Origin of the sequence: Micromonospora sp. LOL_015, assembly GCF_048060275.1 — a bacterium.
Lineage (GTDB): Bacteria > Actinomycetota > Actinomycetes > Mycobacteriales > Micromonosporaceae > Micromonospora_E.
Genome location: NZ_JBHMIO010000040.1, coordinates 1 through 16,146, shown reverse-complemented (window position 1 = coordinate 16,146; position 16,146 = coordinate 1). Strand labels below are relative to the sequence as shown.

12 protein-coding genes are annotated in these 16,146 nt (G+C 69.4%); 7 read left to right on the top strand and 5 right to left on the bottom strand.

Annotated features, from left to right (window positions below; genetic code table 11):
* Positions 1 to 138: 138 nt before the first annotated feature.
* The 4 genes from mmsB to ACFHWU_RS23830 all read right to left on the bottom strand — a co-directional run bounded on the left by mmsB (position 139) and on the right by ACFHWU_RS23830 (position 5,368).
* Positions 139 to 1,320, bottom strand: coding sequence for a multiple monosaccharide ABC transporter permease (gene mmsB / locus ACFHWU_RS23845; RefSeq protein ID WP_278170952.1), 1,182 nt, complete (start codon positions 1,318 to 1,320; stop codon positions 139 to 141).
* Entirely contained in the window at positions 1,317 to 2,867 is a 1,551-nt protein-coding gene (gene mmsA, locus ACFHWU_RS23840; RefSeq protein ID WP_416552416.1) for a multiple monosaccharide ABC transporter ATP-binding protein, read from the bottom strand. The genes mmsB and mmsA overlap by 4 nt, the downstream gene beginning before the upstream one ends.
* Positions 2,868 to 2,877: 10 nt before the next feature.
* The gene (gene chvE, locus ACFHWU_RS23835; RefSeq protein WP_416552746.1) at positions 2,878 to 3,999 is read right to left on the bottom strand and encodes a multiple monosaccharide ABC transporter substrate-binding protein; all 1,122 of its coding nucleotides are present in this window, start codon (positions 3,997 to 3,999) and stop codon (positions 2,878 to 2,880) included.
* Positions 4,000 to 4,384: 385 nt separating this feature from the next.
* Positions 4,385 to 5,368, bottom strand: coding sequence for a LacI family DNA-binding transcriptional regulator (locus ACFHWU_RS23830; RefSeq protein WP_416552748.1), 984 nt, complete (start codon positions 5,366 to 5,368; stop codon positions 4,385 to 4,387).
* Positions 5,369 to 6,010: 642 nt separating this feature from the next.
* On the opposite strand from ACFHWU_RS23830, the gene ACFHWU_RS23825 reads away from it, so the two are divergent.
* From ACFHWU_RS23825 to araA, 7 genes are all read left to right on the top strand, one after another.
* A complete protein-coding gene (locus ACFHWU_RS23825) occupies positions 6,011 to 6,988 on the top strand; it encodes an ABC transporter substrate-binding protein (protein ID WP_416552418.1) in 978 nt (325 codons plus the stop codon).
* A gap of 136 nt (positions 6,989 to 7,124) precedes the next feature.
* Positions 7,125 to 8,651: a sugar ABC transporter ATP-binding protein gene (locus tag ACFHWU_RS23820; RefSeq protein ID WP_416552420.1), complete on the top strand. Its 1,527-nt coding sequence runs from the start codon at positions 7,125 to 7,127 to the stop codon at positions 8,649 to 8,651.
* Entirely contained in the window at positions 8,648 to 9,796 is a 1,149-nt protein-coding gene (locus tag ACFHWU_RS23815; protein WP_416552422.1) for an ABC transporter permease, read from the top strand. Before ACFHWU_RS23820 ends, ACFHWU_RS23815 begins: the two co-directional genes overlap by 4 nt.
* A complete protein-coding gene (gene yjfF / locus ACFHWU_RS23810; protein ID WP_416552424.1) occupies positions 9,793 to 10,815 on the top strand; it encodes a galactofuranose ABC transporter, permease protein YjfF in 1,023 nt (340 codons plus the stop codon). Before ACFHWU_RS23815 ends, yjfF begins: the two co-directional genes overlap by 4 nt.
* A 43-nt stretch (positions 10,816 to 10,858) precedes the next feature.
* Positions 10,859 to 12,541, top strand: a complete 1,683-nt coding sequence (gene araB, locus ACFHWU_RS23805) for a ribulokinase (RefSeq protein ID WP_416552426.1) — start codon at positions 10,859 to 10,861, stop codon at positions 12,539 to 12,541.
* Positions 12,541 to 13,230: an L-ribulose-5-phosphate 4-epimerase gene (locus ACFHWU_RS23800; protein WP_416552428.1), complete on the top strand. Its 690-nt coding sequence runs from the start codon at positions 12,541 to 12,543 to the stop codon at positions 13,228 to 13,230. The genes araB and ACFHWU_RS23800 overlap by 1 nt, the downstream gene beginning before the upstream one ends.
* Positions 13,231 to 13,306: 76 nt before the next feature.
* Positions 13,307 to 14,803, top strand: a complete 1,497-nt coding sequence (gene araA, locus ACFHWU_RS23795; RefSeq protein WP_416552430.1) for an L-arabinose isomerase — start codon at positions 13,307 to 13,309, stop codon at positions 14,801 to 14,803.
* Between the two features lie 574 nt (positions 14,804 to 15,377).
* On the opposite strand, the gene ACFHWU_RS23790 is transcribed toward araA, so the two are convergent.
* A complete protein-coding gene (locus ACFHWU_RS23790) occupies positions 15,378 to 15,806 on the bottom strand; it encodes a DivIVA domain-containing protein (RefSeq protein ID WP_416569302.1) in 429 nt (142 codons plus the stop codon).
* Between the last annotated feature and the right edge of the window lie 340 nt (positions 15,807 to 16,146).

Sequence of the window (16,146 nt, the reverse complement as noted above, 5' to 3'; positions counted from 1 at the left end):
GTAGGGGTGCCAACACGTGGAGCGACGTTTGTGTCCGCGGCGGACCGGACATCAGGATGCCCGGTCCGGCCGGGGCGCTGCACGATGCCAGACGGACGCGTCGGGTACCGACCGGTCGGAGCCGTCCGAGCGGCGGGGTCAGCGGGAGGCGACGCCGGCCCGGCGCTTGCTCCACACATCGAAGGCGACCGCGGCGAGCAGCACCGCACCCTTGACCAGCATGACGTTCTCGCTGGGTGCGCCGATCAGCGACATCCCGTTGTTGATCACGCCCATGATCAGACCGCCGGTGACCGCGCCGACCACCTTGCCGACCCCGCCCTGCACGGCCGCGCCGCCGATGAACGCGGCGGCGATCGCGTCCAGCTCGAAGGTGTTGCCGGCGGTCGGTCCGGCCAGGTTGAGCCGGCCGGCGAAGATGATCCCGGCCAGCGCGGAGAGCACCCCCATGTTCACGAAGATCCAGAACACGACGGACTTGACCTTCACTCCGGACAGCACCGCGGCCTGCAGGTTGCCGCCGACCGCGTAGATCTGCCGACCGAACACCGACCGCTTGGTCAGCAGCGAGTAGCCGAGCACCAGGGCCGCCAGCAGCACCAGCACCCACGGCAGGTTCTTGAACCGGGCCAACTGCACGATCACGAACAGCACCGCCGCAGAGGCGCCGACGATCTTGAACAGGAAGACCGGCATCGGCTCCACCGCCTGGTCGTAGCCGAGCCGGGCGACCCGGGCCCGCCATTGGCTGACCGCGATACCGCCGACCGCGACCAGACCGACCAGCAGGCTGACCAGATCGGCACCGCCGAGCGGGCCCAACCCGATGTTGCCCAGATAGCCCTCGGTGAAGCCGTTGGCGAGGGTGCGCACCGGATCCGGGAACGGCCCGATGCCCTGGTTGCCGAGCACGCTCAGGGTGAGCGCCCGGAACAGCAGCATCCCGGCGAGGGTGACGATGAACGCCGGGATGCCGAAGTACGCGATCCAGAAGCCCTGCCAGGCGCCGATCGCGGCGCCGGCGATCAGGGTGATCAGCAGGGCCAGCGGCCAGGGCAGGTCGTGCTCGACCATCAGTACGGCGGCGATCGCCCCGGTCGCGCCGACCACCGAGCCGACCGACAGGTCGATGTGCCCGGCGATGATGACCAGGATCATGCCGATCGCCAGGATCAGCACGTACGAATTCTGCACGATGATGTTGGACAGGTTCTGCGGCTGCAGCAGCGCCCCGTCGGTCAGCACCGCGAACAGCACGACGATCAGCCCGAACGCGATGTAGATGCCGCTCTCGCGGACGTTGATCCGGGCGACGCTCACCGGTCGGCCCCCGATCCCTGCTCCTGTCCCTGCACCATGTGCTGCATGAGTCGCTCCTGGGTGGCGTCGGCCCGCCGCACCTCGCCGGTGATCCGGCCGGCCGACAACGTGTAGATCCGGTCGCACAGCCCGATCAGTTCGGGCAGTTCAGAGGAGATGACCAGGACCGCCGTACCGTTGTCGGCGATCTGGTTGATGATCGAGTAGATCTCGTACTTGGCGCCGACGTCGATGCCCCGGGTCGGCTCGTCCAGGATCAGCACGTCCGGCTCAGTGAAGATCCATTTGGACAGCACGACCTTCTGCTGGTTGCCGCCGCTGAGCTTGCCGACGATGCTCGCCACGCTCGGCGCCTTGATGTTCATGCTGCGGCGGAACTCCTGCGCCGTACGGTGCTCGGCGCCCTCGTCGACCCAGCCGCGGCGGGCCAGCCGGGTCAGCCCGGCCGCCGACACGTTGCGCTGGATGTCCTCAATCAGGTTCAGCCCGTACCGCTTGCGGTCCTCCGTGGCGTACGCGATGCCGTGGTCGATCGCCTCGCGGACCGAGCGCAGCTGGATCTGCCGGCCGTCCTTGTAGACCCGGCCGCTGATGTCCCGGCCGTACGCCTGGCCGAAGACGCTCATCGCGAGCTCGGTGCGGCCGGCTCCCATCAGCCCGGCCAGCCCGACGACCTCCCCACGGTTCAGGGTGAGGTTGGCGTCGGCGACGACCACCCGGTCGCCGTCCGGGGAGCGCACCGTCCACTCCTCGATCCGCAGCGCCTCGGCGCCGATCCTTGGGGTGCGCGGCGGGAACCGGTGCTCCATCGACCGGCCCACCATGCCGGAGATCAGCCGGTCCTCGGTGACCTCGTCGTTCGCCAGGTCGAGCGTCTCGATCAGTTCGCCGTCGCGCAGGATGCTGATCGTGTCGGCGATGGCGAGGATCTCGTTCAGCTTATGCGAGATGATCACACAGGTGATGCCGGTGTCCCGCAGCCCGCGGAGCAGGTCGAGCAGGTGTGCGGAGTCCTCGTCGTTGAGCGCGGCGGTGGGCTCGTCCAGGATCAGCAGCTTCACCTGCTTGGACAGCGCCTTGGCGATCTCGACCAGCTGCTGCTTGCCCACCCCGATCTCGGTGACCAGGGTGGTCGGATTCTCCGTCAACCCGACCCGGCGCAGCAGCTCGGCTGCCTGGTGGTTGGTGTGGTTCCAGTCGATGAGGCCACGGCGGGTCTGTTCGTTGCCGAGGAAGATGTTCTCGGCGATCGTCAGTTGCGGGCAGAGCGCTAGCTCCTGGTGGATGATCACGATGCCCCGGTGCTCGCTGTCCCGGATCCCGGCGAACCGGGCCGGCTGGCCGTCGAAGGTGGTCTCTCCGGCGTACGACCCGTGCGGGTAGACGCCGGAGAGCACCTTCATCAGGGTCGACTTGCCGGCGCCGTTTTCGCCGCAGATGGCGTGGATCTCGCCCCGGCGTACGGTCAGATTGACGTCGTGCAGGGCACGCACGCCGGGGAACGTCTTGGTGATACCCCGCATCTGCAGGATGGCGTCGGTCGGCATGATCGTTGACTCAGCCCAGCTGCTCGGCCGAGTAGTAGCCGCTGTCGATCAGCACTTCGTAGTTGCTCTTGTCGATGATCACCGGCTCGAGCAGGTAGGACGGGACGACCTTCTCCCCGTTGTCGTAGTCGGTGGTGTTGTTGACCTCCGGTGAGTCGCCGCTGAGGACGGCGTGCGCCATCTCGACGGTCTTCGTCGCCAGCTCGCGGGTGTCCTTGAAGATCGTCGAGTACTGCTCGTCGGCCAGGATCGACTTGACCGAGACCTGCTCGGCGTCCTGTCCGGTCACCACCGGGTAGGGCTGCCCGGCGGTGCCGTACCCGCTGCTCTTGAGCGCGGACAGGATGCCGATGGAGAGCCCGTCGTACGGCGAGAGCACCCCGTCGACGGTGACGCCGCCCTGGTAGGTGCGGGTGAGCAGATCCTCCATCCGCCGCTGCGCGGTCTCCGGGTCCCAGCGCAGGATCGCGACCGTGTCGAAGTCGGTCTGGCCGCTGCGGACCACCAGCCTGCCCGAGTCGATGTGCGGCTGCAGCACAGACATCGCGCCGTCGAAGAAGAAGGTGGCGTTGTTGTCGTCCGGCGATCCGGCGAACAGTTCGATGTTGAACGGTCCGTCGGCGTCACCGGCGGAGCCGTCCGCGTTGAGCATGCCGAGTCCGACCAGCAAGGACGTGGCCTGCTGGACGCCGACCTCGAAGTTGTCGAAGGTGGCGTAGTAGTCGACGTTGGGGCTGTTGCGGATCAGCCGGTCGTATGCGATGACCGGAATGCCCTGGTCGGCGGCCTGCTGCAGCTGAGTGGTCAGCGCCGTGCCGTCGATCGAGGCGACGATCAGCAGCCGGGCACCCCGGGTAATCTGGTTCTCGATCTGGTTGACCTGGGTGGGAATGTCGTTCTCCGCGTACTGCAGGTCGACCTCGTAGCCGAGCTCCTCCAGCGCGGCCTGGACGTTGTCGCCGTCGCTGATCCAGCGTTCGGAGGACCTGGTGGGCATGGTGACGCCGACCAGGGCACCTGCGTTGTCGCCGTCGGCGGTCTCCTGGTCGATGGTCTTCTCGCTGGAGCCGCAGGCGGCCAGGCTGGTCGCCAGGGTGGCGGCTGCGCCGATCGTGGCCAGCCGTCGGATCATGGTGCTGGTGCGCAATTGCACGGACGTCTCCATCTTCTAGGATGGGCTGCGGTTGTGGCACCGCAGGCGGGAGGTTGTGGTGCCGCGGGCGATGGGGTGCCGGGACGCTGGGCGGTGCACCGGGCACGGCGGGCGGCCGCTGGCCATGCGACCCCGTCACGCTGTCGGGTTGCTGCAGCTATCGGTGGCACTGTGAGTCGCAGTGTTATCGCTCACAAGATCGCTGTCAAGAGCCCTTACGCGATCCTGAGGAAACCGACGCGAAACCATCGACCGACTTCGCCGGCGGCTCCACCGGGGCCACCCCGACTCTGCTGTCGGATGATGTTTCCGCAGCTCACGGACTTGACGTGAGTGTGCCGCGAGCTCGGCTCGGCGGGCCGGTTCAGCCGGGTGCGGCGACGCTGCGCCGGTGCACCAGGGCCGGCTCGATGGTGTGCCGCTCGTCGCTGCGTGCGCCCGACTCAATTTGCCGCAGCAGTAGCGCCAGGCTCGCCTTGGCCACCGCGTCGAAATCCGGCCGGACAGTGGTCAGCGGTGGGGTGAAGTAGGCGGCCTCCGGCACGTCGTCGAAGCCAACGATGCTGACCTCGTCCGGCACCCGCCGACCCCGCTCGCTCAGCGCCCGCAGGATGCCCAGCGCGAGATGGTCGTTGGCGGCGAAGATGGCGGTGACGTCGCGCATCCGGGCAAGCATCTGTCCGGCCCGGTAGCCGGACGCTGCACTCCAGTCGGCCGGCACCAGCGGCGGCACCTCGGCGCCGGCATCCCGAAGGGTCTGCTCCCAGCCGTGGATCCGTCCGGCGCTGTCGAACCAGTCGCCTGGGCCGGAGACATGCCAGACGGTGGGGTGACCCGCGTCCAGCAGACACTGGGTGGCGGCCCGGGCTCCGGCCGCCTGGTCGACGGTGATCAGCGCGGTGTTGCGCTGCGGATCACCGTCGATGGTGACCAGCGGCACCCCGGCCGGCACTTGTTCCACGGCTTCGCCGGCAGAGACCACTGGTGCGATCACTACCAGGCCGGCGACCCGCTGGTCGAGGTGGCGGTCGACGACGCCGGCGATGGACTGCCGGTCCAGGCTGCGGACGCTGCCAACGTTGACCGCGAACCCGGCGGCCCCGGCGGCCTGCTCGAATGCGGCAAGTAGGGACGCTGGACCGTAGAGCGTCGAGTTCTGCGCCACCACTCCGATCACCTGTGACTTGCCGGTGACCAAGGCACGAGCCGCCCGGTTCGGCCGGTAGCCCAGCTCGGCGATGGCGGCCCGGACTCGCAGCCGGGTCTGCTCACGCACGTTGGGGTGGCCGTTGAGCACCCGGGACACCGTTTGGTGGCTTACCCCGGCCAGCCTGGCCACATCCGTCATCGCCGGTTCCCGGACGCTTCTGCTACTCACCGCTGCCCACCTCAAGTCCGGCCGGGACGTGCCGGCACTGCCGATGATCTTCAGACCCGGCATGGTGCCAGGGCCGCGGAGCTGGACCGGCCGGGTGGGCCGGGCTTGTCCTTCGGTGCCCCTGCCAGTTCCGTCAACAGCGAGGTTAGCGGTCACCTACCGCGACCCGCCATGGGCTGGCAGTGAGCCGAGGGGACAACCTGGTCCCATCGATCCGGCAGCGGTGCCCCACTGCGGCGGGCACCCGACCGGATACTGTCGCTGCGACTGTTGTCGATGTTATCGCTCATCCGACCGCCCAACTCAACTCGGTGCTGCCGAGGGCGGTTGTCGCAACGGAGCGGTAACGGCCGCGATCCACCCCCTTGACGTGCTTGATGAGAACGGTAACACTCCTGAAACGCGGCGGTTGGGCTCCAGTCGTCGATGGCATCCCCACCAGTCTGGCCACCTGGGAAGGGTGTCGATGGGTCGGAAGCTCGGCGCATGCCGGGGGTTTGGCCAGGACGTAAAGTTAACGCTAACAATCGGTCCATCGCATACGTGGGCCGTTCTTGACCGCGGGTCGTCCGGCCAACCGGCGGACGACATCAGCCTCAGCGGGAGGTAGGCATGTTCAGACGTTTATCCGCCGTCATGATCGCGGCGATGATGGTGGCGACCACCGCCGCCTGTGGTGACTCGGGTACGGAGGGAGGCGGCAGCAGTGACGACCAGATCGTCCTCGGCTTCTCCCAGGTCGGCGCCGAGAGTGGCTGGCGTACCGCGAACACCAAGTCGGTCCAGGAGTCCGCGGCCGAGGCCGGGGTCGAGCTGAAGTTCGCCGACGCCCAGCAGAAGCAGGAGAACCAGATCAAGGCGATTCGCAACTTCATCGCCCAGCGGGTCGATGTGATCGCCTTCTCTCCGGTCGTGGAGTCCGGGTGGGACACCGTGCTCAAGGAGGCCAAGGACGCCGGGATCCCGGTGATCCTGACCGACCGCGCGGTGGACTCGCAGGACGAGACGCTCTACGAGACCTTCATCGGCTCCGACTTCGTCCTCGAGGGCCGGCTCTCCGGCGAGTGGCTGGTCGAGGAGTTCGCCGACGAGTCGGGCCCGGTCCGGATCGTCGAGCTGCAGGGCACCACCGGCTCGGCCCCGGCCAATGACCGCAAGCAGGGCTTCGGCGAGGCGATCGCCGCCGACCCGAAGTTCGAGATCATCGCGTCGCAGACCGGTGAGTTCACCCGGGCCAAGGGCAAGGAGGTCATGGAGGCCTTCCTCCAGGCCCACGACGACATCGACGTGCTCTTCGCGCACAACGACGACATGGGGCTCGGCGCGATCGAGGCGATCGAGGCCGCCGGTCTGGTGCCCGGCCAGGACATCACGATCATCACGATCGACGCGGTCCGCGACGGCATGCAGGCGCTCGCCGACGGCAAGATCAACTTTATCGCGGAGTGCAGCCCGCTGCTCGGGCCACAGCTGATGGAGCTGGTCGAGCAGGTGCACGCCGGTGAGTCGGTGCCCAGGCGGGTGGTCACCGAGGAGACCACCTTCACCCAGGAAGAGGCCAAGGAAGCACTGCCCACCCGGCAGTACTGAGCCGGACCGTCGTCCCGCCCGGCCACCGCGCCGGGCGGGACGACGAGGCAGGTGCCGGCCGCCGGCCCGGTCGGCCCCGCAAAGCGCCGACCGGGCCGGCGGTGGCCGGCCGCAGCGACAGCAGTGAGAGGTACGGATGACCGACGCGGCGCCGATCCTGGAGATGACCGGGATCGGCAAGACCTTCCCCGGCGTCGTCGCGCTCGACGACGTCGACTTCCGGATGTTCCCCGGCGAGGTGCACGCCCTGATGGGCGAGAACGGCGCTGGCAAGTCCACCCTGATCAAGGTTCTCACCGGGGTCTACGGAATCGACCGCGGTGAGATCCGTCTCGGCGGCCGGCAGGCCCGGTTCGCCGGCCCGCTACAGGCCCAGCAGTCCGGTGTCAGCACCGTCTACCAGGAGGTGAACCTCTGCCCCAACCTGTCGGTGGCAGAAAACATCTTCATCGGCCGGGAACCGCGCCGGTTCGGCGCGATCAGGTGGGCCACGATGCGGCGACGCTCGGCCGAGCTGCTGCACCGGCTGCACCTCGACATCGACGTGACGGCGCCGCTGTCCAGCCACTCGCTCGCCGTACAGCAGATGGTCGCCATCGCCCGTGCGGTGGACATCTCGGCCAAGGTGCTCATCCTCGACGAGCCGACCTCCAGCCTGGACGCCTCCGAGGTGGAACAGCTGTTCGCGGTGATTCGCCAGCTCAAGGAGTCCGGCGTGGCGATCCTGTTCGTCTCGCACTTCCTCGACCAGGTCTACGAGATCGCCGACCGGATGACCGTGCTGCGCAACGGCCGGTTGATTGGTGAGTGGCCGGTCGAACAGCTGAGCCAGCTGGAGCTGGTGGCCAGAATGATCGGCAAGGACCTCAGCGTCCTGGAGCAGCTCGACGGCGAGTCCAAGCCGGACCTGGCCACCCTGGAGGGTGGCCAGCCGGTGCTGGAGGCCACCGGACTCGGCCGGTCCGGGGCGATCGCCCCGTTCGACCTGACCATCCACGCCGGCGAGGTGGTCGGCTTCGCCGGGCTGCTCGGCTCGGGCCGCACCGAGGCGGCCCGACTGCTGTTCGGCGCCGACCGCGCGGAGCGGGGCCGGGTGAGCATCGCCGGCAAGCCGACCGCGCTGCGCGGCCCGCGCGCCGGGATGGCCAACGGCATCGCCTTCTGCTCCGAGAACCGGCGGGCCGAGGGCGTCGTCGAGGACCTGACCGTACGGGAGAATCTGGTCCTCGCCATGCAGGCCGCCCGGGGGTGGGCCCGACCGATCCCGCGTCGCCGCCAGGACGAGCTGGTCGCCAAGTACATCGCCGCGCTGCAGATCCGCCCGGCCGACCCGGAGCTGCCGATCCGCAACCTGTCCGGCGGCAACCAGCAGAAGGTGCTGCTGGCCCGCTGGCTGATCACCGAGCCCAAGCTGCTCATCGTCGACGAACCGACCCGAGGGATCGACGTCGGTGCCAAGGCGGAGATCCAGCGCCTGGTGGTCGAGCTGGCCGGCGGCGGCATGGCGGTGCTGTTCATCAGCGCCGAGCTGGAGGAGGTCCTCCGGCTCAGCCACAAGATCGCGGTACTGCGGGACCGGCAGATGATTGACCAGCTCGCCAACGGCGCGGGCGTCGACGTGGACCGGATCATGCGGACCATCGCCGGGGAGGCGGCAGCATGAGCGACACGCATCGACGACTGACCGGCCTGGTCCGGCAGCGGCTGTTCTGGCCGGTGCTGATCCTGGTGGTGCTGCTGGTCAGCAACCTGTTCTTCACTCCGAGCTTCTTCTCCATCACGGTTCGCGACGGGCACCTGTACGGGTCGTTGATCGACATCCTGCGGGCCAGCACCCCGCTGGTCCTGGTCGCCGTCGGGATGACCGTGGTCATCGCCACCGGCGGCATCGACCTGTCCGTCGGCTCGGTGATGGCCATCTCCGGCGCGCTCGCCTGCCTGCACATCAGCGGTCTGGCCGACCAGAACAGCGTCACCGGCGTGCTGTTCGCCGTCCTCCTCGCGCTCGGGCTGTCGGTGCTGCTCGGCCTCTGGAACGGCACCCTGGTCGCCGCGATCGGCATCCAGCCGATCATCGCCACCCTGATCCTCATGGTGGCCGGCCGAGGGCTGGCCCAGCTGATCACCGACGGGCAGATCATCAACGTCAACTCGTCGCCGTACAAGGTGATCGGTGCCGGCTACGCGCTCACCCTGCCGGTATCGGTGCTCATCGTCGTCGCGGTGGTCACCGCCGCGGCGCTGCTGATCCGGCGCAGCGCGCTCGGGATGCTGGTCGAGTCGGTCGGCGGCAACCCGACCGCCAGCCGACTGGCCGGCATCCGCGCCCGGCAACTCGTCATCCTGGCGTACGTCTTCGCCGGACTCTGCGCCGGCATTGCCGGGATCATCTTCAGCTCGAACGTCTCCAGCGCCGACGGCAACAACGCCGGCAACCTGATCGAGCTCGACGCGATCCTCGCCGTCGTCATCGGCGGTACCGCGCTCACCGGCGGCCGGTTCTCCCTCGCCGGCAGCGTCCTCGGCGCGGTGATCATCAAGGCGCTGGACATCACCATCTACACCATCGGCATCCCCAGCGAGGCGACGCTGCTGTTCAAGGCGGTCGTGGTCATCGTGCTGTGCCTGGCCCAGTCGTCGGCGTTCCGCGCCCGGATCTCCGGCCTCGGTCGCGGCGGCGCAGGACGGGGCGGGCCGCCCCGGCCACCCGGATCCCCACCCGGGCAGCGGCGTGGCGAATCCACCGGCGACGGACAGCCACGGCAGGTCGAACCGGCGGGACAGACAGCGGCGGAGGCAACGGCATGATCGACGTCAGCGACCCCCGGCAGGCGACGGCCACCGCGCCGACGCCGACCGCTCGCACCCGGCGCTACTGGCCGCAGCAACGGCACCTGCCGGTCGCGGCCACCCTCACCCTACTGGCCACCATGTACGGGCTCGGCGCGCTCAACTACACCGGGTTCGCCCAGCCGCAGATCCTGCTGAACGTCTTCGTCGACAACGCCTTCCTGCTGGTCGTCGCGGTCGGGATGACCTTCGTGATCCTCACCGGCGGCATCGACCTGTCGGTCGGCGCGGTGGTCGCCCTGACCACCGTCTGCGCCGCCGTGCTGCTGCGCGAGGGCTGGCCGGCCGGTGTGGTGCTGCCGTTGGTCCTGCTCATCGGCACCACGCTCGGGCTGCTGATGGGCCTGATCATCCACTTCTTCGAAATCCAGCCGTTCATCGTGACCCTCGCCGGGATGTTCTTCGCCCGTGGGCTCTGCCACCTGATCACCAGCGACTCGATCCCGATCACCGACGCGTTCTGGACCGCGGCGGCGCAACAGCGGATCCGTTTCGGCGACGGCTACTTCATCTCGATCAGCGTGGTCATCGCGCTCCTCGTGGCGCTGACTGCGGCGTACGTCCTGGCGTACACGCCCTTCGGGCGCAAGGTGTACGCCATCGGCGGTAACCCCCAGTCGGCGTTGCTGATGGGCCTGCCGGTCGGGCGTACCCGGATCGCCGTCTACACCATCAGCGGGTTCTGCGCGGCGCTCGGCGGGGTGCTGCTCAGCTTCTACATGCTCTCCGGCTACAGCCTGCACGCCCAGGGAATGGAACTCGACGCGATCGCCGCGGTGGTGATCGGCGGCACGCTGCTGACCGGCGGATCGGGGTACCTGCTCGGCACCGTCCTCGGCGTCGGGGTGCTCGGTCTCATCCAGACGATCATCGCCTTCCAGGCGAATCTGAGTTCCTGGTGGACGAAGATCGTCATCGGGGTGCTGCTGTTCGCCTTCATCATCCTGCAACGCCTGGTCACCCGGCGGGGCAGATGACTCACCATAGTGGCCAGGCCAGAATCCACCACAGGGAGAACGGGTGAACACCGACCAGTACACCATCGGCATCGACTTCGGCACCCTGTCCGGGCGGGCCGTCGTGGTCCGGGTCGCCGACGGCGCCGAGACAGGCTCGGCGGTGCACGAGTACCGCAACGCCGTCATCGACCGGGCCCTGCCCACCAGCGGCAAACCGCTGCCGCCTGACTGGGCGTTGCAGGATCCGGAGGACTACCGGGACGTGCTGCGCCACGCCGTGCCGGCGGCACTCGCCGACGCCGGCGTGGCCTCGGCGCAGGTGATCGGCATCGCCACCGACTTCACCGCGTGCACCGTGCTGCCGACCCTGGCCGACGGCACCCCGCTGTGCCAGCTGCCCGAGCTGGCCGACCGGCCGCACGCCTGGCCGAAGCTGTGGAAGCACCACTCGGCGCAGCCGCAGGCCGACCGGATCAACGCCCTCGCCCACCAGCGCGGCGAGCCGTGGATCGGCCGGTACGGCGGCAAGATCTCCGCCGAGTGGCAGTTCGCCAAGGCGCTGCAGGTGCTGGAGGAGGACCCGGAGGTCTACTCCCGTACCGAGCGATGGATCGAAGCCGCCGACTGGATCATCTGGCAGCTGTGCGGCGCCGAGACCCGTAACGCCTGCACCGCCGGCTACAAGGGCATCCACCAGGACGGCCGGTACCCGGACCCGGCGTACCTGGCCGCGCTGCACCCCGACTTCGCCGACTTCGCGGCCACCCGGCTGGAGCATCCGATCCTGCCGCTGGGCGCCCGGGCCGGCGGGCTGACCGCCGAGGCCGCCGGCTGGACCGGGCTGCCGGCCGGCATCGCGGTCGCCGTCGGCAACGTCGACGCGCACGTCACCCCGCCGGCGGCCGGCGCGGTCGCCCCCGGGCAGCTGCTCGCCGTGATGGGCACCTCCACCTGCCACGTGATGAACGGCACCGACCTGGTCGAGGTCCCGGGCATCTGCGGCGTCGTCGACGGCGGCATCACCGCGGGGGCGTACGGCTACGAGGCCGGCCAGTCCGGCGTCGGCGACATCTTCGCCTGGTTCGTCGACAACGGCGTACCACCAACGGTGCACGACGAGGCGGCGCGTCTCGGGCTCAGCGTGCACGACCTGCTCACCCGGCAGGCCGCCGAGCAGCCGGTCGGCGGGCACGGGCTGGTCGCCCTGGACTGGCACAGCGGCAACCGGTCGGTCCTGGTCGACCACCACCTGTCCGGGCTGATCGTCGGGCTGACCCTGGCCACCCGCCCGGACGAGATTTACCGGGCGCTGATCGAGTCGACCGCGTTCGGCACCCGGACGATCGTGGAGACGTTCGAGCGCGCCGGGCTGCCGGTGACCGAGTTCGTCGTCGCCGGCGGGTTGAAACGAAACAAGCTGATCATGCAGATCTACGCCGACGTGCTGCGCCGGCCGGTCAGCGTGGCCACCTCCGACCAGGCGCCGGCGCTCGGCTCGGCGATCCACGCGGCGGTCGCCGCCGGGGCGTACCCGGACGTGGTCACCGCCGCCGGGGCGATGGGCGCGGTGGAGACCGCCGTCTACCGCCCCGACCCCGACCGGGCCGCCGGCTACGACCGGCTGTACGCCGAGTACCAGCTGCTGCACGACCACTTCGGCACCGGTGCCGACAAGGCGATGCACCGGCTGCGGGACATCCGCAACGCCGCGCTCGCCCGCTCCGACCGGGAGGTTTCCGCCTGATGAGCACCACCGCCCAGCCCAGCGCCGACGTGGCCGCCGAGATCACCCGGCTGCGTGCCGAGGTGTGCCGGCTGCACGAGCACCTGACCCGCTGGGGGCTGGTCACCTGGACCAGCGGCAACGTCTCGGCCCGGGTACCCGGCGCCGACCTGCTGGTGATCAAGCCGTCCGGGGTCAGCTACGACGAACTCACCCCGGCGCACATGGTCGTCACCGATCTCGACGGCACGCTGGTCGAGGGCGACTACGCGCCGTCGAGCGACACCGAGGCACACGCGTACGTCTACCGGCACATGCCGTCCGTCGGCGGGGTGGTGCACACGCACAGCCCGTACGCCACCGCCTGGTCGGCACGCGGCGAACCGATCCCGTGCGCGGTGACCGCGATGGCCGACGAGTTCGGCGGCGAGATCCCGGTCGGGCCGTTCGCGTTGATCGGCTCCGACGCGATCGGCCGGGGCATCGTTGCGACGCTCACCGACCACCGGTCACCGGCGGTGCTGATGCGCCAGCACGGCCCGTTCACCATCGGCGCGACCGCGAAGGCAGCGGTGAAGGCGGCGGTGATGTGTGAGGACGTGGCCCGCACCATCCACCTGGCCCGCCAGCTCGGTCCGGTCGAGCCGCTGCCGCAGGCAGCGGTCGACGCGCTGTACGAGCGTTACCAGAACGTGTACGGCCAGCGGTGAACCGCAGCCGGCAGAGATTGTCCAGATGGGACCGAGAAGTGTGGCATAGGGGGGATCCGTGGTGATGGAGGCATCGATGCGGTCGGCGCAGGTGTGGTTCCTGACCGGCAGCCAAGGGCTGTACGGTCCGGAGACGTTGCAGCAGGTGGCTGAGCAGTCCCAGGAGATCGCCCGGCGGTTGGACGCCGCCGACGGGCTGCCGGTCAAGATCGTCTGGCGGCCGGTGCTGACCAGCCCGGAGGATATCCTGCGGGTCTGCCTCGCCGCCAACGCCGAACCCGGCGTGGTCGGGGTGGTCGCCTGGATGCACACGTTCTCCCCGGCAAAGATGTGGATCAGCGGCCTGGACGCGCTGCGCAAGCCGCTGCTGCACCTGCACACCCAGGCGAACGTGACGCTGCCGTGGGCCGAGATCGACATGGATTTCATGAACCTGAACCAGGCCGCGCACGGCGACCGCGAGTTCGGCTACGTGCAGACCCGGCTCGGGGTGGCCCGCAAGACCGTCGCCGGCCACGTCAGCGACCCCCGGGTCGTCGGCCGGATCGCCGGCTGGGCGCGGGCCGCGATCGGCCACACCGAGCTGCGGTCGCTGAAACTCGCCCGGTTCGGCGACAACATGCGCAACGTCGCGGTCACCGAAGGTGACAAGGTGGAGGCGCAGGTCCGGTTCGGCGTCTCGGTCAACACGTACGGGGTGAACGAACTCGTCGAGGCGGTCGACGCGGTACCGGACCCCGACGTCAAGGTGCTGGTCGACGAGTACGAGCAGCGGTACCGGGTGGACCCGGCGCTGCGGGCCGGCGGCGACCGGCACGACTCGCTGCGCTACGCCGCACGCATCGAACTGGGTCTGCGCGGCTTCCTGACCGAGGGCGGCTTCCGGGCCTTCACCACCAACTTCGAGGACCTGGGCGGGCTGCGGCAGCTGCCCGGTCTTGCGGTGCAGCGGCTGATGGCCGACGGCTACGGCTTCGGCGGTGAAGGCGACTGGAAGACCGCCGTACTGGTACGCACCCTCAAGGCGATGTCCGTCGGCACCTCCGGTGGTACGTCGTTCATGGAGGACTACACCTACGACCTGACCCTTGGCCAGGAGCTCATCCTCGGCGCGCACATGCTGGAGGTCTGCCCGAGCATCGCCGCCGACACCCCGTCGTGTGAGATTCACCCGCTGAGCATCGGCGGCCGGGAGGACCCGGTCCGGTTGGTCTTCGACGCCGCACCCGGCCGGGCCGTCGTGCTCGGCATGGTCGACCTGGGCGAACGGTTCCGCCTGGTGGCCAACGAGATAGAGGTCGTGCCGCCGGCACAGCCGTTGCCGAAGTTGCCGGTGGCCCGGGCGGTGTGGCGCCCCGAGCCGGACCTGCCGACGTCGGCCGAGGCGTGGCTGACCGCCGGCGGCCCGCACCACACCGTCCTCTCCCAGGCCGTCGGGGTGGACGAGTTGCACGATCTGGCCGAGATGACCGGCACTGAACTGGCGGTCATCGACGCCGACACGACGGTCCGGCGGTTCGCCGCCGAGCTGCGCTGGAGCCAGGCGTACCACCGGCTCGCCCGCGGCTTCTGACCTGCTGGTCCCGCTGCCCGGGTGCTGGCGCCCCGGGCAGCGGGGCGGGTGGCTGCCCGGATCAGTGGCGATCGGCGTCGGGCACGTCGTGCGGCTCCAGGGCAGGTCGTCGAGGGGCTCCAAGCTGTCCAGGGCTGGAAGCTGGACCGCCGGGCTTTAGACGACCCGTAGCGTTAGTGGACCCTCGGGACACAACGATAGAGACCTCAGCACCGAGTGCTTCGGACGTACAGACACAGTGCGTCCGGGGTGTCAACCTGTCCGTGTTCGATCTGAGAGATCCGCGCCTGGCTTACCCGAGGGCTGCGTCAACCCCAGCCTGGGCAAGCCCAGCCGGACTTGCGCATCTCGGCCAGCTCATGCCTACGGATGTGGCCGAGGTTCTCAGCGCGAATCGTGGCTCGCCCCTCCTCTTCCGTGCGGTCGACCAGGTACTGCTCGTAGCGACCTTCGGCAATCGGGATCTTCGCCTGGTGACAGCGGTTCCGAAACGGGATCCGTGACAGGGGCAGTCCCCGGTCTGCTTGGCATCGTCGAACGCCGCCAGGTGACGGGGTGCGGGGGGGCGGGTCGGTCACGACTGCCTCGCGTACCGGGCGGGGGTACCGCCGCCGGTCCAGGCGTGCAGGTTCATGGTGGTCTGCGCGGCGCGGGCCTGGCTGGTCTGCCAGCGGCGGAGCGCGTCCTTGATGCGGTCGTTCTGCTCGTAGGTGCGGTCGAGTTCGGCGTAGACGATGCCGAGGTCGTGGGCGATCCGTTCGAGGAAGGCGGCGACTTCGCCGGGGTCCAGGCCCCGGCCGCCGCCGCGCCGCGGGATTGTCGGGAAGCGGTGGGCGCGGATCTGCCAAGGGCGGATCGGCCGGTACGCGGTGGGTCGCTGGTTGCGGCTGCGACCATCGGGTACGTGGTAGACGCCGCTGCCCGCCGGCCAGTCACGCGGTGGGGTGGTGGCCATCTTGCGGCGTTGCCAGCGCAGTCGCCAGCGTCGCCAAAGCTCTCGCATCACGTGTTCCTCCCCATTGTTCACTCCTGGTGCCGATCAGGCGGTGTCGTGGATGGGTCTGGACGGGGGGCGGCCCTGCCGCTTGCCGATCCCGGCGGGGCCACCCGCACCCTAATCGCCGCAGCCCTCCTTGGCAGTACGGCGACCAGGGCAAACCTTCGGGGCCGGGACGCCCAACGGCGTGACTCGCTACACGCCCCGACCGGAGGTGAGCGCCCCAAGCTGCCGTGCAAGGAGTGCTCGCGGCAAAACATAGGCGCCTAAGAGCGACCGGCAATACGGTAGTTGTCAAGTCAAATTGAGACGGTTTGGTCCTGCTGGGTTGGCTGGTTGATCCAGG